25 protein-coding genes are annotated in these 19,940 nt (G+C 74.3%); 13 read left to right on the forward strand and 12 right to left on the reverse strand.

Translation table 11 applies throughout. The annotated features are described in order from the left end of the window. Positions 1–2: 2 nt before the first annotated feature. From ACIBPB_RS06340 to ACIBPB_RS06355, 4 genes are read left to right on the forward strand one after another with little or no spacing between them, the layout of a single operon-like run. Positions 3–974 (forward strand): threonine/serine dehydratase, encoded by a 972-nt coding sequence (locus ACIBPB_RS06340; RefSeq protein ID WP_396838833.1) that lies wholly within the window; start codon positions 3–5, stop codon positions 972–974. Continuing rightward, positions 971–1,972, forward strand: a complete 1,002-nt coding sequence (gene sbnA / locus ACIBPB_RS06345; protein ID WP_396838504.1) for a 2,3-diaminopropionate biosynthesis protein SbnA — start codon at positions 971–973, stop codon at positions 1,970–1,972. Before ACIBPB_RS06340 ends, sbnA begins: the two co-directional genes overlap by 4 nt. A gap of 11 nt (positions 1,973–1,983) precedes the next feature. Further along, on the forward strand, positions 1,984–2,922 hold the full coding sequence (locus tag ACIBPB_RS06350; protein WP_396838505.1) for an ornithine carbamoyltransferase: 939 nt from the start codon (positions 1,984–1,986) through the stop codon (positions 2,920–2,922). Continuing rightward, on the forward strand, positions 2,919–3,986 hold the full coding sequence (locus ACIBPB_RS06355) for an ornithine cyclodeaminase (protein ID WP_396838506.1): 1,068 nt from the start codon (positions 2,919–2,921) through the stop codon (positions 3,984–3,986). Before ACIBPB_RS06350 ends, ACIBPB_RS06355 begins: the two co-directional genes overlap by 4 nt. Positions 3,987–4,061: 75 nt before the next feature. On the opposite strand, the gene katG is transcribed toward ACIBPB_RS06355, so the two are convergent. From katG to eda, 4 genes are all read right to left on the reverse strand, one after another. Next, the gene (gene katG, locus ACIBPB_RS06360; protein ID WP_396838507.1) at positions 4,062–6,338 is read right to left on the reverse strand and encodes a catalase/peroxidase HPI; all 2,277 of its coding nucleotides are present in this window, start codon (positions 6,336–6,338) and stop codon (positions 4,062–4,064) included. Positions 6,339–6,361: 23 nt separating this feature from the next. After that, on the reverse strand, positions 6,362–6,790 hold the full coding sequence (locus tag ACIBPB_RS06365; RefSeq protein WP_046567558.1) for a Fur family transcriptional regulator: 429 nt from the start codon (positions 6,788–6,790) through the stop codon (positions 6,362–6,364). A gap of 198 nt (positions 6,791–6,988) precedes the next feature. Further along, positions 6,989–8,086 (reverse strand): sugar kinase, encoded by a 1,098-nt coding sequence (locus tag ACIBPB_RS06370; protein WP_396838508.1) that lies wholly within the window; start codon positions 8,084–8,086, stop codon positions 6,989–6,991. Between the two features lies 1 nt (position 8,087). Further along, a complete protein-coding gene (gene eda / locus ACIBPB_RS06375) occupies positions 8,088–8,717 on the reverse strand; it encodes a bifunctional 4-hydroxy-2-oxoglutarate aldolase/2-dehydro-3-deoxy-phosphogluconate aldolase (RefSeq protein ID WP_396838509.1) in 630 nt (209 codons plus the stop codon). Positions 8,718–8,819: 102 nt separating this feature from the next. Here eda and ACIBPB_RS06380 point away from each other — a divergent pair, with 102 nt between their 5' ends. Then, positions 8,820–9,596 carry an IclR family transcriptional regulator gene (locus tag ACIBPB_RS06380; RefSeq protein ID WP_396838510.1) on the forward strand — a complete coding sequence of 259 codons (777 nt, stop codon included), beginning with the start codon at positions 8,820–8,822 and terminating at the stop codon, positions 9,594–9,596. 73 nt (positions 9,597–9,669) lie between these two features. Here ACIBPB_RS06380 and ACIBPB_RS06385 read toward each other — a convergent pair whose 3' ends face one another. From ACIBPB_RS06385 to ACIBPB_RS06400, 4 genes are all read right to left on the reverse strand, one after another. Beyond that, positions 9,670–10,152, reverse strand: coding sequence for an SRPBCC family protein (locus ACIBPB_RS06385; protein ID WP_396838511.1), 483 nt, complete (start codon positions 10,150–10,152; stop codon positions 9,670–9,672). Next, positions 10,149–10,472, reverse strand: coding sequence for an ArsR/SmtB family transcription factor (locus ACIBPB_RS06390; protein ID WP_396838512.1), 324 nt, complete (start codon positions 10,470–10,472; stop codon positions 10,149–10,151). The genes ACIBPB_RS06385 and ACIBPB_RS06390 overlap by 4 nt, the downstream gene beginning before the upstream one ends. A gap of 274 nt (positions 10,473–10,746) precedes the next feature. Then, positions 10,747–11,124, reverse strand: coding sequence for an ArsR/SmtB family transcription factor (locus tag ACIBPB_RS06395; protein ID WP_396838513.1), 378 nt, complete (start codon positions 11,122–11,124; stop codon positions 10,747–10,749). Positions 11,125–11,270: 146 nt separating this feature from the next. Beyond that, on the reverse strand, positions 11,271–11,651 hold the full coding sequence (locus ACIBPB_RS06400; protein WP_396838514.1) for a response regulator transcription factor: 381 nt from the start codon (positions 11,649–11,651) through the stop codon (positions 11,271–11,273). Here ACIBPB_RS06400 and ACIBPB_RS06405 point away from each other — a divergent pair. From ACIBPB_RS06405 to ACIBPB_RS06415, 3 genes are read left to right on the forward strand one after another with little or no spacing between them, the layout of a single operon-like run. Beyond that, positions 11,650–11,811, forward strand: coding sequence for a DUF6223 family protein (locus ACIBPB_RS06405; RefSeq protein WP_396838515.1), 162 nt, complete (start codon positions 11,650–11,652; stop codon positions 11,809–11,811). The genes ACIBPB_RS06400 and ACIBPB_RS06405 overlap by 2 nt on opposite strands. A 19-nt stretch (positions 11,812–11,830) precedes the next feature. Further along, the gene (locus tag ACIBPB_RS06410) at positions 11,831–12,592 is read left to right on the forward strand and encodes a metalloregulator ArsR/SmtB family transcription factor (RefSeq protein WP_396838516.1); all 762 of its coding nucleotides are present in this window, start codon (positions 11,831–11,833) and stop codon (positions 12,590–12,592) included. Next, positions 12,589–12,972: a VOC family protein gene (locus ACIBPB_RS06415; protein ID WP_396838517.1), complete on the forward strand. Its 384-nt coding sequence runs from the start codon at positions 12,589–12,591 to the stop codon at positions 12,970–12,972. The genes ACIBPB_RS06410 and ACIBPB_RS06415 overlap by 4 nt, the downstream gene beginning before the upstream one ends. Before the next feature lie 95 nt (positions 12,973–13,067). On the opposite strand, the gene ACIBPB_RS06420 is transcribed toward ACIBPB_RS06415, so the two are convergent. Then, the gene (locus ACIBPB_RS06420) at positions 13,068–14,336 is read right to left on the reverse strand and encodes a pentapeptide repeat-containing protein (protein WP_396838518.1); all 1,269 of its coding nucleotides are present in this window, start codon (positions 14,334–14,336) and stop codon (positions 13,068–13,070) included. A gap of 138 nt (positions 14,337–14,474) precedes the next feature. Further along, positions 14,475–14,744 carry a GlsB/YeaQ/YmgE family stress response membrane protein gene (locus ACIBPB_RS06425; RefSeq protein WP_396838520.1) on the reverse strand — a complete coding sequence of 90 codons (270 nt, stop codon included), beginning with the start codon at positions 14,742–14,744 and terminating at the stop codon, positions 14,475–14,477. Positions 14,745–14,966: 222 nt separating this feature from the next. Here ACIBPB_RS06425 and ACIBPB_RS06430 point away from each other — a divergent pair, with 222 nt between their 5' ends. Then, the gene (locus ACIBPB_RS06430) at positions 14,967–17,009 is read left to right on the forward strand and encodes a hypothetical protein (RefSeq protein ID WP_396838521.1); all 2,043 of its coding nucleotides are present in this window, start codon (positions 14,967–14,969) and stop codon (positions 17,007–17,009) included. A gap of 63 nt (positions 17,010–17,072) precedes the next feature. On the opposite strand, the gene ACIBPB_RS06435 is transcribed toward ACIBPB_RS06430, so the two are convergent. After that, positions 17,073–17,501, reverse strand: a complete 429-nt coding sequence (locus ACIBPB_RS06435) for a PPOX class F420-dependent oxidoreductase (protein WP_396838522.1) — start codon at positions 17,499–17,501, stop codon at positions 17,073–17,075. A 141-nt stretch (positions 17,502–17,642) separates the two neighbouring features. Here ACIBPB_RS06435 and ACIBPB_RS06440 point away from each other — a divergent pair, with 141 nt between their 5' ends. Then, complete coding sequence (locus ACIBPB_RS06440) at positions 17,643–18,005, forward strand: metalloregulator ArsR/SmtB family transcription factor (RefSeq protein ID WP_396838523.1); 363 nt, start codon at positions 17,643–17,645, stop codon at positions 18,003–18,005. Further along, positions 18,002–18,487 carry an SRPBCC family protein gene (locus tag ACIBPB_RS06445; protein WP_396838524.1) on the forward strand — a complete coding sequence of 162 codons (486 nt, stop codon included), beginning with the start codon at positions 18,002–18,004 and terminating at the stop codon, positions 18,485–18,487. The genes ACIBPB_RS06440 and ACIBPB_RS06445 overlap by 4 nt, the downstream gene beginning before the upstream one ends. 48 nt (positions 18,488–18,535) lie before the next feature. Here the strand turns inward: ACIBPB_RS06445 and ACIBPB_RS06450 are convergent, their stop codons facing one another. Then, the gene (locus ACIBPB_RS06450; RefSeq protein WP_396838525.1) at positions 18,536–18,916 is read right to left on the reverse strand and encodes a VOC family protein; all 381 of its coding nucleotides are present in this window, start codon (positions 18,914–18,916) and stop codon (positions 18,536–18,538) included. Between the two features lie 140 nt (positions 18,917–19,056). On the opposite strand from ACIBPB_RS06450, the gene ACIBPB_RS06455 reads away from it, so the two are divergent. Next, on the forward strand, positions 19,057–19,392 hold the full coding sequence (locus ACIBPB_RS06455; protein WP_396838526.1) for a YnfA family protein: 336 nt from the start codon (positions 19,057–19,059) through the stop codon (positions 19,390–19,392). A 105-nt stretch (positions 19,393–19,497) separates the two neighbouring features. After that, positions 19,498–19,914 (forward strand): hypothetical protein, encoded by a 417-nt coding sequence (locus ACIBPB_RS06460; protein WP_357312849.1) that lies wholly within the window; start codon positions 19,498–19,500, stop codon positions 19,912–19,914. Positions 19,915–19,940: the final 26 nt, after the last annotated feature.

Here is a 19,940-nt window from a genome sequence, read left to right on the forward strand (position 1 = left end):
GGATGCCGCCGACCCGCCTGGTGACCGTCCGGGACGTCGCCGAGGCCGCGGACCTGATCGGGCCGGCCACGCACCGCACTCCCCTGCTCGGGCCGGCGGCCGGCGACGGCGGCCGGCTCTGGATCAAGCCGGAGAACCAGCAGCGGACCGGGTCGTTCAAGGTGCGCGGCGCGCTGAACGCGGTCGCCCGGCTGACCGGCGTCGACCACGTCCTGGCCCAGTCCTCGGGCAATCACGGCCTCGCGGTCGCGTACGCCGCGTCCCGGCACGGCCTGCGCGCCACCGTGGTGCTGCCGGACACCGCGCCCCCGGTCAAGGTGGCGGCGGTACGGGCCAGCGGCGCCCGGGTGGTGGTGGTGCCGGCGGCGCTGCGCGAGTCGACCACGGTCGAGCTGTGCGCGTCCACCGGGGCGGCGCCGGTCGGCTCCGCCGACTTCGACGTGATCGCCGGCCACGGCACCGTCGGCGCGGAGATCGTCGCCGACCTCCCGCAGGTCGGCACCGTGCTGGTCCCGGTCTGCAACGGTGGCCTGCTCGCGGGGGTCGCCGTCGCGGTCCGGGCGCTCGCCCCGCAGGCCCGGGTGGTCGGGGTGGAGCCGGCGCTGGCCGGCGACGCGGCCGAGTCGGTGCGTCGCGGCCGGCTGGTCCGCTGGCCGGTCGCGCGCACCTACCGGACGATCGCCGACGGGCTGCGCGCGCCGGTCCTCGGCGAGCTGGCCTGGCAGCACATCCGGGCGCTGGTGGACGACGTCGTCACGGTCGACGAGGAGAGCATCGTCGCCGCGCAGGAGTTCCTGTTCGACCGGTTCGGCGTGGTGGCCGAGCCGAGCGGCGCGGTGGCGACCGCGGCCCACCTGAGCCGCGCCGCCGGACCGGCCGGTGGCGGCACGGTCGCGGTCGTCTCCGGCGGGAACGTCGCCGCGGGGCGGGCCGGCCGCCGTCCGGACCGGATGAGGAGAGTAGGTGTCCAATGAGCACGGCTGAGCTCGGCGGGGTGCTCACGACCATCGGCGGGACACCCCTGATCGCCCTGGAACGCGTCTTCGCCCCGGCGACCATCCAGGTGTTCGCGAAGCTGGAGAAGTTCAACCCCGGCGGCAGCGTCAAGGACCGCACGGCGCTGCACATGCTGCGCGACAAGATCCGGTCCGGCGAGCTGGTGCCGGGGCGTTCGGTCGTGGTGGAGTCGACGTCGGGCAACCTGGGCATCGGTCTGGCGCAGATCTGCGCGTACTTCGGGCTGGACCTCGTCTGCGTGGTCGACGCGCGTACCACCGCCCAGACGGTCGCCCTGCTGCGCGCCTACGGCGCGGCCGTCGAGGTGATCACCGAGGCGCCCGGCGACGACCTGCTCGGGGCCCGGCTCGCCCGGGTCCGGGAGCTGGTCGGGCAACTGCCGGACGCGTACTGGCCCAACCAGTACGCCAACCCGCTCAACGCCGCCGCCCACGAGCAGACGATGCGGGAGATCGTCGACCGCCTCGACGGCCGGGTCGACTACCTGTTCTGCTCGGTCAGCACCGGCGGCACGATGCGCGGCTGCGCCCGCTACATCCGCCAGCACGGGCTCACCACGAAGCTCGTCGCGGTCGACGCGGTGGGCAGCGCGATCTTCCACACCCCCCGGGGCACCCGGCTGCTTCCCGGGCACGGCGCCGCCCGGCGGCCGCCGCTGGTGGACACGACCGTGGTCAGCGAGATCGTGCACGTGAGCGACCTGGAGTGCGTACGCGCCTGCCGGGCGCTGGTGGCCCGGGAGGCGCTGCTGGTCGGTGGCTCCTCCGGGGCGACCGTCTCCGCGCTGGGGAAGCTCCGGTCCCGGATCCCGGCCGGTTCCCGGTGCGTGCTGCTGTTCCCCGACGACGGCAACCGCTACCTCGACACCATCTACTCCGATTCGTGGGTGCGCGAACACTTCGGCGACCTGCCGGAGCTGGCGCCCCGCCCACGCCCGCTGGCCACCACCAGGTGAGGAGCACATCCATGGCACCGGCGATCCGTCACCTCATCTCCCTGGACGACCTGTCCGACGAGGACCTGCGCGCCGTCGTGGGCCGGGCCGCGCGGTTGGCCGCCCGGCCCCGCGCGGCGCAGGCGTCGCTGCGCGGGGACGTGGTCGGCATCTACTTCCGCCGCACCTCGACCCGGACCCGCACCGCGTTCTCCTCCGGCGCGCTGCGGCTGGGCGCGCAGATCATCGCGTACGGCCCGGGTGACCTGCAGACCAACACCGGGGAGTCGATCGAGGACACCGGTCGGGTGCTGGCCACCATGCTGGACGTGCTGGTGGCGCGCACCGCGAACGATCCGGCCCAGTTGCGGGCGATGGCCGCCCAGCAGCGGATGGCGGTGATCAACGCGATGAGCGCGGACGAGCACCCCACCCAGGCGCTCGCGGACCTGACCACGGTGCTTTGCCGGTTCGGTCGCGTCGACGGGCTGCGCCTGCTCTATCTCGGGGAGGGGAACAACTCCGCCGCCGCGCTGGCGCTGGCGCTCAGCCGCTTTCCCGGCGCCGAACTGCACCTGCGCACCCCGCCCGGGTACGGGCTGGCGCCGGACGTGCTGGCCCGCGCGCGGGCGCACGCCGCGCGTTGCGGGGCGCTGGTGGAGGAGAGCCACGATCCGGGCGAGCTGCCGGCGAAGGTCGACGTCGTCTACACCACCCGGTGGCAGACGACCGGGACGACCAAGCAGGACCCGGACTGGCGGACGGTCTTCGCCCCGTTCCAGGTGACCGGGGAGCTGTGGCGGAGCAGCCCGGACGCGCTGTTCATGCACGACCTGCCGGCGCACCGGGGCGAGGAGGTCACCGCCGAGGTGCTCGACGGTCCCCGCAGCGTCGCCTTCGAGCAGGCGGAGAACAAGCTGTACAGCGCGATGGCGGCGCTGGAGTGGTGCCGCGGTGGGGAGTTGGCGTGATCGACGAGCGGCTGTGGTTCGACCAGGCGGACACCGGGCTGGCCGGCGCCGGCACGGTCACCGTGCTGTCCCGCGACGACGTACGCGGCTGCCTGCGCGACCTCGACCCGGTGGAGGTCGTCCGGGCCACCCTGGCCGAGCACGACCGGGGGCGCTGCGTGCTGCCCGCCGAGGCGTACCTGCGCTGGGAGAACGCCGAGGGCGCGTACACCCGGTCGATCGGCATGCCGGGCGGGGTGCGGTCGGAACCCCCGAGCTACGGCATGAAGATCATCAACGCCAGCGTGTCCAACCCGGCCGCCGGCCTGGACCGCGCCGGCGGGATCGGCCTCTGCTTCGACCCGGAGACCGCACGGATCACCACCGTCCTGGAGGCGGGCCTGCTCAGCGCGGTACGCACCGCGGCGGTCAGCGCGGTCGGGGTGGACGCGGCCGGCTACGACGGGGCCCGGTCGCTGGCGATCGTCGGCTGCGGCGCCCAGGGCCGGATGCACGCGGCGCTGCTCCGCCGCCGGCTGCCGGAGTTGCGCGCGGTGTCGCTGTTCGACCGCTCCCCGGCGGCCGCGCGGCGGCTGGCCGCCACCCTCGACCACGGTGACCTCCAGGTCACCGTGCACGCCGAGGCCCGCGAGGCGGTGGCGGCCGGCGAGGTCACCGTGCTCACCACCACGGCCGACGAGGGGTACGTCGAGCCGGACTGGCCGCGCCCCGGCGCGCTGGTCGTCAACGTCTCCCTCGGCGATCTCACCGATGCGACGCTCCTCGGCGCGGCCGCGCTCTACGTCGACGACCTGGACCTGGTGGCCGACAACCCGCGCCGCCCGCTCGGCCGGCTGATGGCCGCCGGCCTGGTCGCCCGCCCCGACGGGGGCGGCGGCCCGGCCCGCCCGATCGACGCCACGCTGGGCGGCCTGCTCACCGGCCGGTACGCCGCCCGGGGCGTGGCGGCCCCGTACGTCGTGCTCAACCCGTTCGGCATGGGTGTCCTCGACGTCGCCCTCTACGCCGCGGTCGCCGCGCACGCCCGCCGGGCCGGGATCGGGTCGCCGGTGCGGCTCGGCTGAGGCTCCGCCGCGAGCACGGGCGAGCCCCGGTCGATCCATCAGGGATCGGCCGGGGCTCGCCGTCAGGGGGCCGGATCAGGCCAGGTCGAACCGGTCCAGCTCCATGACCTTGGTCCAGGCCGCGACGAAGTCGGTCACGAACTTCTCGCGCGCGTCCTCGCTGGCGTAGACCTCGGCGAGGGCCCGCAGCTGGGAGTTGGAGCCGAAGATGAGGTCGACCGCGGTGGCGGTCCACTTCACCTCGTCGGTGGCCAGGTCGCGGATCTCGTAGACGTGCTCGGCGGACTCCGACGCCTTCCACCGGGTGCCCGGCGAGAGCAGGTTGGCGAAGAAGTCGTTGCTGAGCACGCCGGGCCGGTCGGTGAGCACACCGTGCCGGGCGCCACCGACGTTGGCCTCGAGGGCGCGCAGACCACCGATGAGGACGGTCATCTCGGGCGCGGTCAGGTTGAGCATGAAGGCCCGGTCGACGAGCAGCACCTCCGGCTGGGTCTTCTCGCCGGGGCGCAGGTAGTTGCGGAACCCGTCGGCGCGCGGCTCCAGCACCCGGAACGACTCGACGTCGGTCTGCTCCTGGGAGGCGTCGGTGCGGCCCGGGTGGAACGGCACGGTCACCGGCACGCCCGCGTCCCGCGCCGCCTTCTCGACGGCGGCCGAACCGGCCAGCACGATGAGGTCGGCGAGCGAGATCTGCGCGCCGCCGGCGGAGTTGAACTCCCGCTGGATGCCCTCGAGGGTCGCCAGCACCGTGGCGAGCTGCTCGGGCTCGTTCACCTCCCAGCTGCGCTGGGGCTCGAGCCGGATCCGGGCGCCGTTGGCGCCGCCCCGCTTGTCGGTGGAGCGGTAGCTCGCGGCCGAGGCCCAGGCGGTGGCGACCAGCTGGGCGGTGCTGAGCCCGGACTCCAGGACCTTGGCCTTGAGCGCGGCGATGTCGGCCTCGCCGACGAGCTCGTGGTCGACGGCCGGCACCGGGTCCTGCCACAGCTGGGGCTCCGGCACCCACGGGCCGAGGAAGCGGCTGATCGGGCCCATGTCGCGGTGCAGCAGCTTGTACCAGGCCTTGGCGAAGGCCAGCGCGAACTCGTCGGGGTGCTCCAGGAAGCGGCGGGAGATCTTCTCGTACGCCGGGTCGACCCGCAGCGCCAGGTCGGTGGTGAGCATCGTCGGCTTGTACTTCTTCGCCGGGTCGAACGGGTCCGGGATGATCTCCGGGGCGTCCTTGGCGACCCACTGCTTGGCGCCGCCGGGGCTCGTGGTGAGCTCCCACTCGAAGCCGAAGAGGATCTCGAAGAAGCGGTTGCTCCACTGCGTCGGCCGGTCGGTCCAGGTCACCTCGAGGCCGCTGGTGATCGTGTCCGGGCCCGCGCCGCTGCCGTAGGTGCTCAGCCAGCCCAGACCCTGCGCCTCCAGCGGTGCACCCTCGGGCTCGGGGCCGACGTGGTCGTCGGCGACGCCGGCGCCGTGGGTCTTGCCGAAGGTGTGGCCGCCGGCGATGAGGGCGACGGTCTCCTCGTCGTCCATCGCCATCCGGCGGAAGGTCTCCCGGATGAAGTGGGCCGCGGCGGCCGGGTCGGCGTTGCCGCGCGGGCCCTCCGGGTTGACGTAGATGAGTCCCATCTCGGTCGCGCCGACGCCCTCGGACATCTCCTTCTCGGAGACGTAGCGCTCGTCGCCGAGCCAGGTGTCCTCCGGACCCCAGAAGATCTCCTCGGGCTCCCAGACGTCCTCGCGGCCGAAGGCGAAGCCGAAGGTCTTGAAGCCCATCGACTCCAGCGCGACGTTGCCGGCGAGCACCAGCAGGTCGGCCCAGGAGACCTTCTGGCCGTACTTCTGCTTGACCGGCCAGAGCAGCCGGCGGGCCTTGTCCAGGTTGGCGTTGTCCGGCCAGCTGTTGAGCGGGGCGAAGCGCTGGCCGCCGTCGCCGGCGCCACCGCGGCCGTCCTGGATGCGGTAGGTGCCGGCGGAGTGCCAGCTCATCCGGATCATCAGGCCGCCGTAGTGGCCGAAGTCGGCCGGCCACCAGTCCTGCGACGTGGTGAGGGCCTCGGTGATGTCCCGCTTGAGGGCCTCGACGTCGAGCTTGGCGAACTCCCGGGCGTAGCTGAAGTCCGGCCCCAGCGGGTTGCTCTTGGGCGAGTTGGCGTGCAGCACCGACAGGTCGAGCTGGTTGGGCCACCAGTCCCGGTTGCTGCGCGGACGACCGCCGGTCTTCGGGGTCGGCGAGTCGATCGCCGGGTTCTCGCTCTCGCTGCCGTGCGCGGTCACGGAGTCGTGCGCGACCGGGCAGCCGGCCGCGGCCTTCGCGTCCACGCCCTGTGCGCTCACCGGGGTGTTGTCCTGGGTGTCGCTCATCTGTTTCCTTCCGAACTGGCGGATCACTGGGAGGTGCGTGCGGTCGCGCAGCCGGGGCAGGTGCCCCAGTAGACGACCTCCGCCTCGTCGACCACGAAGCCGTGGTGGTCGGAGGCGGTGAGACAGGGAGCGTGGCCGACGGCGCAGTCGACGTCGGCGATCGCGCCGCAGGAGCGGCAGACGACGTGGTGGTGGTTGTCCCCCACCCGCAGCTCGTAGCGGGCGGTGGCCCGGGCCGGCTGGATGCGCCGCACCAGCCCGGCGTCGGTGAGGGCGCGCAGCACGTCGTACACCGCCTGGTGGGAGACGGTGGGCTGGTCCGCCCGCACCAGCGCGATCACCGTGTCGGTGTCGACGTGCGGGTGGTCGCGCAGCGCGGTGAGCACCGCCAGCCGGGGCCGGGTCACCCGCAACGAGACCGCCCGCAGTCGAGTCTCGAAGTCGGACGCCATGGCACGACCCTAGCCGAGTCTTTTGGAATCAATCAAGTTTTGCTCCCCGACACGCCCGGACCGGGTCCGCCGCCCGGTCGCGCCGCCCACCGGACGGCGACGGCGTCCGGCACCGGCCGCGGAGCCGGGTACGCCAGGACTCATCATGGCGTACCCGGCGGGAGATCGACGGGGGTTTGCGACGGCTGCCGTCGGCCGCTACCGCCGTACCCGGGCGCCGGCGCCGCGCACCAGCGCCTCGACCTCGGGCAGGCTCGCCATCGAGGTGTCACCGGGGGTGGTCATGGCCAGCGCGCCGTGCGCCGCGCCGTACTCCACGGCGGTGGCCAGGTCGCCGCCGGTCAGCAGCCCGTAGATCAGCCCGGAGGCGAAGCTGTCGCCGCCGCCGACCCGGTCCATGATCTCCAGGCCGGCCCGGTGGGTGGCCTGGACGAACCCACCGGCGGCCGACCAGGCGATCGCGCCCCAGTCGTTGACCGTGGCGCTGCGCACGGTACGCAGGGTGGTGGCGACCACCCGGAGGTTGTCGTACTCCGCGGTGACCGCCGCGATCATCCGCTCGAAGTTGGCCGCCTCGAGGTGGGACAGCGACGGGTCGGTGTCGGGCACCTCGAAGCCGAGCGACGCGGTGAAGTCCTCCTCGTTGCCGATCATCACGTCGACGTAGCGGGCGAGGCGGCGGTTGACCTCCCGGGCGCGGGGCTGCCCGCCGATGGCCTGCCAGAGGCTGGGCCGGTAGTTCAGGTCGTACGAGATGACGGTGCCGTGCCGGCGGGCGGCCCGCATGGCGGCCTCGATGGTGTCCGGGGTGGTGGCGGAGAGGGCGGCGTAGATGCCGCCGGTGTGCAGCCAGCGCACCCCCAGCGTGCCGAACAGGTGCTCCCAGTCGACGTCCTCGGGCCGCAGCTGGCTCGCCGCCGTGTGCCCCCGGTCGGAGGTGCCGACCGCGCCGCGTACGCCGAAGCCGCGCTCGGTGAAGTTGAGGCCGTTGCGCACGGTGCGGCCGATCCCGTCGTACGGCAGCCAGGTGATGAGCGAGGTGTCCACGCCGCCCTGGAGGACGAGGTCCTCGAGCAGGCGCCCGACCTCGTTGTCGGCGAAGGCGGTGACCACGGCGGTACGCAGGCCGAAGCAGCGGCGCAGGCCGCGCGCGACGTTGTACTCGCCACCGCCCTCCCAGGCGCGGAAGCTGCGGGCGGCGCGCACCCGCCCCGCGCCGGGGTCGAGGCGCAGCATGATCTCGCCGAGCGAGACCAGGTCGTACCGGCAGTCGCCGGCCGGACGGATCCGCAGCACCTCACGCCTCCGGGCCGGGCCGGGCGACCGCCACGGCGGCCGAGGTGCGGCGGGTGACCTCGTCCCAGCGCCCGGCGGCGATCAGGTCCGGGGCGACCATCCAGGTGCCGCCCACGGCCAGCACCGCCGGGTGGGCCAGGTACGCGGCGAGGTTGTCGGTGTTCACCCCGCCGGTGGGGATGAAGCGCACCGCGCCGAACGGCGCGGCCAACGCCTTGATCATCCCGAGGCCGCCGAGCTGCTCGGCGGGGAAGAACTTGACCGTGTCCAGGCCGGCGTCGAGCGCCATCATGATCTCGGTGGGGCTGGTGACGCCGGGAAAGACCGGCACCCCGAGCCGCTGGCAGTGCCGCACCACGGCCGGGCCGAAGCCGGGGCTGACCACGAACCGCGCGCCCGCCTCGACCGCCTCGTCGACCTGGGCCGGAGTCAGCACGGTGCCGGCCCCGACGAGCAGGTCGGGGCGCTGCGCCAGGACCCGGATCGCCGCGGCGGCGGCAGCGGTGCGGAACGTCACCTCGACCGCGCGCAGCCCGCCGGCGACGAGGGCCGCGGCCAGCGGGGCGGCGTCACGCGCCTGGTGGAGCACGACCACCGGCAGGATCCGGTCGGCGCCGACGGCCTCGACCACGCCGCTGCCCGCCGGCTCATCCTGTTCAGAATGACGAACGCTAGTCACATACATGACCCTAGCGACGGCCGTCCCGCTGTCAACCCCGCTAGAGTGGCCGCCATGACCTCGCCCGACGGGTTCTCCCCGGTGAAGTCCGCCGGCCGGACGCTGGAGGTGCTCGAGGCGCTCGCCGCCTCCCCGCACCGGCGGTCCCTCGTCGACCTGGCCCGCGACCTCGGCATCCCGAAGAGCAGCCTGCACGGCATCCTGCGCACGCTGGCCCAGCGCGGCTGGGTGGAGAGCGACCTGACCGGCACCCGGTTCGGGCTCGGCCTGCGCGCCCTCCAGGTCGGTGCCGCGTACCTCACCGCGGACGACGCCCTGGGCCTGCTCGGCACCGTGCTCGACGAGCTGTCCCGGCAGTTCGGCGAGACCGTGCACCTGGGTCGCCTCGACGGGCCGCACGTCGTCTACCTCGCCAAGCGCGAGTCCGTGCACCCGCTGCGGCTCTACAGCGCCATCGGCCGGCAGTTGCCGGCGCACGCCACGGCCCTCGGCAAGGTGCTGCTCGCCGAGCGCCCCGACGAGGAGGTCGACGCGCTGCTGCCCCGGCCCCTGCGGGCGTTGACCCGGCACACGCTCAGCACGGCGGAGGCGCTGCACGCCGACCTGGCCAGCATCCGCCGCCAGGGCTACGCGGTCGACCGCGAGGAGAGCACCGAGGGCATCGTCTGCGTCGCGATGGCCGTACCCCTGCGCGCCCCGGCCGGCGACGCGATCAGCCTCTCCGTGCCGGTGGCCCGGCTCGGCGCCGACACCGAGGAGCGGATCGTGGCCGCGCTGCGCCGGGCGGTCGACCAGGTGCGGGCCGCCGCCGGCCTGCTGACCAACGCCTGAGCGACCCGGCGCCCGCCGGCCGGCCACCCCGGCCTGACTCCCGCCCGGGGCGGCCGGTCGGCCGGCGGCGGCCTCAGCCGCCCCGGGTGAACAGGGCGGCGTACCGGGCGAGGTACAGCGGCCAGCCCTCGTCGTGGCCGACGCCGTCGCTCACCGACCGCCAGCCCGGGCCGTGCCGGTCGAGGTGGCGGTGTTCCAGTTCCACCCGGGTGCGGTGCGGGGTCTCGGCGACGAACCGGACCTCGACCTCGCTGGTCCGGTCCGGGTCCGTCTCGATCTGCCACTGCGGGTCGATGTCCCAGCTGAACACCACCCGGTTCGGGGGTTCGTAGACGAGCACCCGCGCCCACCGGCAGACGGTGCCGTCGACGGCGCGGTCGTAGATGTGGCCGCCGACCCGGGGCTCGAACACCGTCTCCGCGATCGCGGCGCCGAGCAGGTTGTGCTCCGGCGGCTTGACGTCACCGAACCGCTCGACGAACACGGTGAACGCCCGTTCCAGGGGGGCCTCGACGACGATCTGTCGGCGGACGGCGGGGACTGTTGTGCCGGTCATGGGGTCTCCTCGGTCGGTTCCTCGACGATGTCCTGGTAGCTGCCCAGCGCCCGGCGCCAGAACGTGTCCAGCTGGTCCCGGAGCGCGGCCACCCCGGCGGGATTGAGCCGGTAGACCCGGCGGGTGCCCGCCGCCTGATCGGTGACCAGCCCGGCGTCCTTGAGGATCTTGAGGTGCTGGGACACCGCGGGCCGGCTGACCGGCAGCTCGTCGGCGAGTTCGCCGACGGCGCGGGGTCGCTCGGCCAGGCAGGCGACGATGGCCCGCCGGGTGGAATCGCCCAACGCGTCCCACCCGTCGGGCGCTTGGTAAGTAGCCACGAACGGTAGGCTACGACTTACCAATGCCCGGGTCAAGAGTGCGTCGACCGACCGTCGCCCCGGGCCGGTCGCGGTCCCAGCCCGGCCGTCCGCTCGGGCCCGGCCGTCCGCTCGGGCCCGGCCGGCACGAACGCTTCCGGCGGTCGCGCGGGCTGAGTAGGGCAGCGTGGAGCGGCGGGCGCGCCTGCCGCGCTTCCCGCCGCCGCCCCGGCCCGGTCAGCCGCGCGCCGCCGGGCCGCGGGCCGGCGTCAGGTCCGCGGCGCCGCCGCGCCCGTCAGCGGGTACGCCGCGTCGATCGCTTGCGGGGCGGGGTGAGCAGATCCGCGATGGTCGCGATCGCGCTCGGCACCAGCCGGTAGTACGCCCAGACCCCGCGCTTCTCCCGCTCCAGCAGGCCGGCCTCGGTGAGGATGCGCAGGTGGTGGCTGACCGTGGGCTGGGACAGGCCCAGCGGCGCGGTCAGGTCCGACACGGAGGCCTCGCCCTCGGGGGCGGACTGGATCAGGCTGACCAGGCGCAGCCGGGCAGGGTCGGCGAGGGCCTTGAGGACCCCGGCGAGCCGCTCGGCGTCGGCACGTTTGATCGGCTCACCGGCGAGCGGCGAGATCTGAGGCATGGTCATTTCGGTAGCGGCATTTCCCACATACGCCATCATCACATCCAAAGCATCCATTCAGCCGCATATCGCCATCTCCTGCCCGGAAGCATCGACCGATCGGGGGCGACCCGACGCGCCACCCCCACGGGGCACGTCGCCCGACCGGACGCCCGGCCGCATCGAGGTGCCCGTCGGCGGGGTCAGGGTCGGCGCGGGGTGACGAGGCCGGACTCGCAGGCGATGACCACAAGCTGCGCGCGGTCGCGGGCGTGCAGCTTCGTCATGGCCCGGTTGACGTGGGTCTTCGCGGTCACCGGCGAGATCACCATCCGGGCGGTGATCTCGTCGTTGGACACGCCCTGCGCGGCCGGCGCGACGGCCTCGCGCTCGCGGGCGGTCAGCTGCCGCAGCACGGTGGCGGCCCGGGCCGGCGGCGGCTGCGTGACGTACCGGTCGATGAGCTTGCGGGTGATGGACGGCGCCAGCAGCGCGTCGCCGCGGGCCGCGACGCGGACCGCGTGCAGGAAGTCCTCCGGCGCGGATGTGGGTCGGTAACCCTCGATCGACCAGGAGAACATCATGTCGAGCGCACTGCTGTACGCCGCGTCCGATGTGGGCGCGGGAACCGTCACCACGGACCGGGTGGTGGCGACCGTGGCCGCGTTGACCGCGCTGGCCGGCGTCGTCCTCGGCGGCCTGGCGCTGAGCCGGTCCCGCCGGACGGGCTTTGCATCAAAATGATTTGATGTACCGTCGGGTCATGCGACCCGACCGGAGCGGAACCGGCGCGGCCCTGCCGGATTTCCTGCGGGCCGCGGGGCATCCGCTGCGGTGGCGGCTGCTGGGCGAGCTGGCCCGCGGGGACCGGCAGGTGCACGAGCTGACCGCGTTGCTCGGCGAGCAGCAGAGCCTCGTCTCCTACCACCTGGGCCGGTTGCGGCGGGCGGAGCTGGTCCGGACCCGGCGCAGCTCCGCCGACGGCCGGGACGTCTACTACCGGCTCGACCTCACCCGCTGCGGGCACCTGCTGGCCGCCGCCGGCGGCGCGTTGCACCCGGGGCTGCGCTACACGCCGCCGCCGCTGGCCGTGCCGCCGGCGGCGCGGGTGCTGTTCCTGTGCACCGGCAACAGCTCGCGCTCGCAGCTCGCCGAGGCCCTGCTGCGGCAGCGGTCCGCCGGCGCGGTGGCGGTGTTCAGCGCGGGCAGCCGGCCGAAGCCGATCCACCCGGATGTGGTGGCGGTGCTCGCCGCGCGCGGCGTCGACCTGGGCGCCGCCCGGCCGAAGCACCTCGACGAGTTCGCCGGCCAGCGCTTCGACCACGTCATCACGCTCTGCGACCGGGTCCGGGAGGTGTGCCCCGAGTTCCCGGGCCGGCCGGCCACCGCGCACTGGAGCATTCCCGACCCGGCCACCGACCCGCAGGGCCGGCCCGCCTTCGAGCGGGTCACCGCCGAGCTCGCCGAACGCGTCGAGTTCCTGTTGCACGCCATCGCCGCCGCACCCGCACTGGAGGCATCATGACCGACCAGACCGTTTCCGTCCGTTACCTCGTCGACGACGTCCAGGCCGGCGTCGACTTCTACACCACCCACCTGGGCTTCAGCCCGCACACCGCCCTCCCGCCCGCGTTCGCCGACGTACGCCGCGGAAACCTGCGGCTGCTGCTGTCCGGCCCGGCCAGTTCGGCCGGCCGGGCGATGCCGGACGGACGCACCCCGCACCCGGGCGGCTGGAACCGCATCCACCTGCTCGTCGAGGACATCGACGCCGAGGTGGCCCGGCTCCGGGCCGGTGGCGTGGTGTTCCGCAGCGACATCGTCACCGGCCCCGGCGGCCGTCAGATCGTGCTGGACGACCCCGCCGGGAACCCGGTGGAGCTGTTCCAGCCCGCCGGCGGCTGACCACCCGCCCCGCCTCGGCCCGGCCCGCCACGCCTCGGCCCGGCCAGCTTGGCGCGCGGGTCCGCGAGCGGCCGCGCGGGCCACCGGGCCCGGGCTCAGGGCAGCGGCGCGTCCGGCAGCCAGAGCCCGTCCGGGACCGGGTCGTAGTTCAGCTCCGGCGGGCGGACCCACTCGGCCGGCGCGCGCAGATCGACGATGCCGCCCGCGAAGGTGATCCCGCGCAGGTCGACCTGCCCGCCCCGGAAGGCGCTGTTGCGCAGGTCGATGCCGCCGTCGCGGACGGTGGCGCCGCGCAGGTCCAGGGTGACGCCGCCGCGCAGTGACACGTCGAAGAAGCGGGCGCCGCGCAGGTCGAGCCAACCACCGGCGACCGTCGCCCCGGTGAGGTCCAGGAGGCCGCCGCGCAGGGCCACGTCCTGGAGGTCGACGGTGCCGTCGACGAACCGGGCGCGGCTCAGGTCCATCCGTCCGGTGAGGATGATCTGGCTGAGGTCACCGCAGTCGAAGACCGCGCCGGACAGGTCGAAGGCGTGCTCGTTCCACGCGATGGTGGCGCTGCTGCGCAGGTGGTCCCGGATCACCCGGGTGATGGAGAGCCGCACCTCCCGCTCGCCCTGCCGGAAGCCGGTCGCCCCCGGGTCCGGCTCGTACGGCATCCGCAGGTAGGAGCAGAGCACGTCGATGCAGGCCTGGCGCTGGTCCACCCAGTCGTCGGCGAGCGCCGCGACCGCGTACACCCCGGCGAGTCGGACCGCGGGGGCGTCGTGCCCGAGGAGGGTGCAGGCGGCGGCGAACCGCTCGGTCACGAACTTCGTCGATTCCCGTTCGTCCCGGATCCGGGCCCGGTGGGCCTCCTCCTCGGCCCGGGCGTTCTCCTGCTCGGTCACCCGTTGCCGCCGGTACGCCACCACGAGCGCGATGACGCCGCCGAGCCCGCCGGCCACGGTGAGGCCGAGCTTCACCAGGTCCACGCCGGCCCGCGTGTCCAGACGGCTCTCCCTGGGCAGCGCCGGCCTCCCGAGGCCGTACCAGGCGCTGGCCGCGACGGCCGAGAACGTCGCGAGACCGAGCAGCACGACCAGCACGACGTGCAGGATGAGCGGCATCATCCGCCGCCCGTCGCGCCCGCCGGTGGCGCGCAGCACGAGGCCGACCAGCAGCAGCCCGGCAGCGCCGGCGAGCCAGGGCCAGTGGCCGGCGAACCAGCCGGCGCCCGGCGCGGGGGCCGCCGGCAGGCTGGTCCGGGTGCCCAACCGGTAGGAGCCGACGAAGACGGCGACGGCGAGGGCCGCCCCCGCGGCCAGCACGGCCAGATGCCGCAGCCCGAGTTCGCCGCCGCGCGGGTTCCGGAAGCCGAGATCCACAGCCTCTTATACCGCGTACCGGGGGTCCGCGGCTGACCCGCGGCCGACGCACCACAGTGGGGTGCGCGCCGGCACCCGGGCCGGACAGCCGACGGCCGGCCCGCCCGGAGAGCGGGCGGACCGGCCGTCGGGCACAGGTCAGATTCGGCGGCGTCCGTAGGCGCCGGCGGTGATCGCCACGCCGATCGCCGCGAAGACGACCTGGATGAGCAGCTCGATCCAGTCGATGCCGTTGGTGTCGGCGACGTCGAGCGCGCCGGCGACCGCGGTGCCGAGCAGCGCGGCGACCACGCCGATGAGCAGCGTGAGCCAGATCGGGATGTTCTGCTTGCCGGGTACGACCAGCCGGCCGAGTGCGCCGATGATCAGACCGATGATGATGGCCGAGATGATGCCGGTGACATGCACGAGAGCCGTCCCTTCCCGAGAGGGTGTGTCGGCTCGATGCTTGCCCACCTCCGCAGGCGGGCAAACGTGGTCGCCGGGCCCCGGCACCGGCACGCGCACCGGCACCCGATCCGGCCGGGCTCTTGCCGAGAGTCATTCACGAGCGTAGGAAGAACATCCGCCCCCCACCACCGGGCTCGTCCCACCACCTCGGCGCTCCACCTCCGTCCCCCCTCGAAGGAGATGCCTGTGACCGCCCCCAGGCGGCTGCCTTTCGCCCTGTCCGTGCTGGTCACCGCAGGTGCCGTGCTGCTCGGCTCCACCGCCGCCGCGGCACCGCCCACGGCACCGCCGCGGCCGGCCGCGCACGGCGCCTGCGACCCGATCGACCCCACGGCGTGCCTGCTGCCGTTCCCGAACGACTACTTCACCGTGCCCGACCCGAGCAGCCCCACCGGCCGGCGGGTGCGCCTCGCGGCCACCTCGATGCCGACCACCGTCGGCGGCGTCCCGATCGACCCGACCGAGTGGAACCGGCAGGACGGGTTCAGCCCGGGCACCCCGATCCTGGTGCACGTGCCCGGCCTCGACGCCACCGCCAGCGGCATCGCGCCGGTCACCGACATCGGCCGTTCGCTGGCCCCGGACGCGCCGGTGGTGCTGCTCGACACCGCCACCGGCCGGCGCACGCCGTACTGGGCGGAACTGGACGCGCACGCCGCCGGTCAGCCCGACCGCCAGGTGCTGATCATCCGGCCGGCTGTCGCGCTGACCGAGGGCGCCCGCTACGTCGTGGGCCTGCGCGGCCTGCGGGACCACCAGGGCCGGCTGATCCCGGCGCCGGCCGCGTTCCGGGCGTACGTCAAGGGCGGTGGCGCCCACCCCGGGGACCCCCGCACCCCGCAGCTGAAGCGGATCCTCGCCGACCTGAGCGCCGCCCACGTCACGCGGCACGACCTCTACCTCGCCTGGGACTTCACGGTGGCGAGCCGGCAGGGTCTCACCGGGCGGATGCTGGCGATCCGCGACGGCGCGTTCGCCGCCCTCGGCGCGAAGGCGCCGTCGTTCACCGTCGGCCAGGTGGTGAACTACTCGCCGGAGCAGGATCCGCGGATCGCCCGGCAGGTGAGCGGCACCGTCGCCGTGCCGTCCTATCTGACCGGTACCGGCGGCCCCGGGTCGCGGCTGCACTACGGTCCCGCCGGCGGCGACGGGAAGGCCGGCACGCCGGACGCCCGGCCCACCCCCTCCGGCGCGACGCTGCAGGCCGACTTCGTCTGCAACATCCCGCGCAGCGCCTCCGCCGCCACCCCGGCGCACCTGTCGCTCTACGGCCACGGCCTGCTCGGCCGCCCGACCGAGATCAACGCCGGAAACGTCAAGGAGATGTCGGCCAGCCACAACTTCACCTTCTGCGCCACCAGTTGGATCGGCATGGCCAACGCCGACGTCCCGTACGTCGCCGGCGCGTTCAGCGACCTCAGCGCCTTCCCCGCGGTGGCGGACCGGTTGCAGCAGAGTTTCCTGAACTTCCTCTCCCTCGGCCGGGCGATGATCCACCCGGCCGGCTTCGGCGCCGACCCGGCGTTCACCGATGCCGCCGGCCGGCCGTTGATCGACGGGTCGGGCGGGCTGCACTACGACGGCAACAGCCAGGGCGGCATCAACGGTGGCGCGCTCACCGCCGTCGCCCAGGACTGGACCCGCTCGGTGCTCGGCGTGCCGGCGATGAACTACTCGACGCTGTTGCAGCGCAGCCTCGACTTCGCCCCGTTCCAGAGCATCATGGACCAGTCCTACCCGGACCGGGCCGACCAGCAGCTGATCTTCGCGTTGCTGCAGATGCTGTGGGACCGGGCCGAGGCCAACGGGTACGCCCAGCACATGACCGACCGGCCGTTGCCGGGCACCCCGGCGCACCAGGTGCTGATGCACGTGGCCTTCGGCGACCACCAGGTCTCCCCGGCCGCGGCCGAGGTCGAGGCGCGCACCATCGGCGCCCGCCTGCACACCCCGGCGCTCGCCGACGGCTGGTCGCGCGACGTCACGCCCTACTGGGGCATCGCGCCGATCCGCGGCTACCCGTACACCGGTTCGGCGATCGTGATCTGGAACAGCGGCCGCGCCACCGCGCCACCGCCGACGAACCTCCCGCCGGCCGGCCCCGAGTACGGCGAGGACCCGCACGAGTTCCCGCGGGCCCAGTCCGCGGCGCAGCAGCAGAAGGCGACGTTCCTGCTCACCGGCGCCGTGGTCGACGTCTGCGCGGGAGCGCCCTGCTCCTGAGACCGGGTGACCCCGGTCCGGACGCCGGGCGGCAGCGCTGCCGCCCGGCGTCCACGGCCGTGCTCAGTCGGCGACGCCGGTGTAGCCGAGGGCCTTCTCGACCCGCAGCCGCACCAGCAGCTCGCCGGCCACGGCGTTGCGGGCGCCGAACTCCGCGGCCCGGTCGGCGCCCATGTAGCGGGCGCCGATGCGGGTCGCCCACTGCCGCATCTCGGCCAGGTCCTCGCTGATGGTGACGCGGCCGCGCAGGGTGACGAACGCGTACGGCGGGTGCTCGTCGTCCACGCACAGCACGGCCCGATCGTCGCGGGCCAGGTTACGGGCCTTCACCGAGGTCTTGCCGGTGTTGAACAGCACGTCGTCGCCGTCGAGCACGAACCAGACCGGCACCAGGTGCGGCGAGCCGTCGGCGCGCGTCGTCGCCAGCTTGCCGGTGCGCGTGCCCTCGGCGACGAACCGCTGCCACTCCCCGTCGTGCATCCGCTTTGCCATCCGACCAGTATGCGGGCGTGGTCGGTGGCAACCGCCCCCGTGCCGGGCCGGCCGGCGGTGCCGCGGGAGCGGGTACGGCGGGCGTCGCGGAGCCGGTGTGCTCCGCTTGCCGATGCGTAACCAGTAGGTTACGCTTTCCGGGTGGACGAGGTGGTGGCCGCGCTCGCCGACCCGGTGCGGCGGGACATTCTCCTGATGGTGCGCGCGCAGCCGCTGGCCGCCGGGCAGATCGCCGACCGCTTCGCGATCAGCCGGCCCGCCGTCAGCCGCCACCTGCGGGTGCTGCGCGAAGCCGGTCTGGTCCGGGACACCGTCGACGGGCGTCGCCGGGTCTACACCCTGGTCACCGCGCCGCTCGACGAGCTGGCCGGCTGGCTGGCGCGGCTGACCCGCCCGGTCGGCTGGCAGCACCGCCTCGACGCGCTGGAGACCGAGGTCCACCGCACCCGACGCGAGCGGCAGCGGGCCGCCGGGGGCAGCATCGCCCAGGAGGAGATCGCATGAGCCCGTCCCCCACCGGCCGACTGTTCGGCAACGACCTCGTGCTGACCCGCGTGTTCCGCGCGCCGCTGGCGGACGTCTGGGCGAGCCTCACCGACCCGGAACGCACCGCGCGCTGGTTCGGACCCTGGCAGGGCGACGCGGCGCCGGGACACACGATCAAGGCGCAGATGGCGTACGAGGAGGGCGAGCCCTGGCTGGACCTCACCATCGACGCGTGCGACCCGCCGCGCCGGCTGGCGCTGTCCGCCGTCGACGAGCAGGGCAGCTGGCACCTGGACCTGGTGCTCGCGGAACACGCGGGCGGGACCGAGCTGCGGTTCACCCAGCACCTGACCGACACCGCGGGCGTCGGCGAGGTCGGACCGGGCTGGGAGTACTACCTGGACGCGCTGGTGGCCGCCCGTGACGACCGGCCGATGCCGGACTTCGCCGACTACTACCCGGCCATGAAGGCCCACTTCGAGGCGCAGCGCCAGCCGTGAGCCGCCCGCGGCCCCGCGGGGCCGTGGGCGACACGGCGGGCGGCCGGGTCAGGAGGTCGTCGCCCCCTCGGCCCCGCCGCGCAGGACACAGAACTCGTTGCCTTCCGGGTCGGCGAGGACCGCCCAGCCGGAACCGTCCGGATTGCGGTGGTCGGCGACGAAGGTGGCGCCGAGGCCGAGGAGACGGTCCACCTCCCGGTCCCGCGAGGTGTCCGGGCGCAGACACAGGTGGATCCGGTTCTTGACCTGCTTGGGCTCGGGCACCTGGTTGAAGTGCAGCACCAGGCCGTCGGCCAGCGGCACCCGGGCCTCCGGATCGCCCGGCCGGTCCTCCGGATGCGGGTCACGGCCGGTGACCCCGCTCCAGAACCGGGCCAGCCCGTAGGCATCCGTACAGTCGATCGCCACGTTCTGCACCACCGAGACCATGCGCGCCAGCGTGCCCGACGTCGCCTCCGGACGCCAGCGGATTGCGCCCGGGACTCCCCCGCCGTACGCCGATGACCGGGGCGGGACGCGCCGGCCGGGTGACCGGCGGGGCCGCCGGGAGGCCCGGCTACGGTCGGGGCATGACGGTCGCCCGCTCGATCCTGCTGTTCCTGCTCGCCGCGCTCGCCGAGATCGGCGGCGCCTGGCTGGTGTGGCAGGGCTGGCGGGAGCACCGGGGACTGCTCTGGGTCGCCGGCGGAGTGATCGCGCTGGGCGTCTACGGCTTCGTCGCCACCTTCCAGCCGGACGCCAACTTCGGCCGCATCCTGGCCGCGTACGGCGGTGTCTTCGTCGCCGGCTCGCTGGCCTGGGGCATGGTCGTCGACCGGTTCCGCCCGGACCGCTACGACCTGATCGGGGCCGCCGTCTGCCTGGTCGGCGTCGCCGTCATCATGTACTCCCCCCGGGCCGGCTGAGCGCCGGCCGGCCCGAGCACACCGCTCCCAGCAGGGACGACACGGTCAGTCACCATCTCGACACACCTCTGGCCCGTCCCGATCGCCCGGGTGAAGACTGCGCCCATGAGCAACGGCGAGCACGAGCGCGGCGACGAGCGCTTCGAGAAGGTGGCCGACGAGACCTCCGAGACCGTGACTCACGCGGCCACGGTGCTGGAGGAGGAACTCGCGGCGGGGCTGGCCGGGGCCCGGCGGCTGCAGGAGCGGCTGAGCGAGGACCGCCGGGTGGATCCGGAGGCGTTCGACGAGTTGGTCGCCCGGGTCCGCACCGACGGGCACGCGCTGATCGACACGGTGATCGCCCAACTGCAGACGGCGGACGAGCGGCGCGGCGAGGTCGTCCGCCGGTACACGTCGGACGCGCACGATGCGCTGGACACCGTGCTCAACCTCGCCCGCCTGGTGCCGGACGTGGCCAACGGGCTGGCCGACCGACTCATGCCACCGACCGGGAAGCGCCCGGCGTCGCCGGACCGGTAGCCGGCGGTGACGCCGACCACCGGTGC

This window comes from Micromonospora sp. NPDC049836, from assembly GCF_044465125.1.
Taxonomy (GTDB): domain Bacteria; phylum Actinomycetota; class Actinomycetes; order Mycobacteriales; family Micromonosporaceae; genus Micromonospora.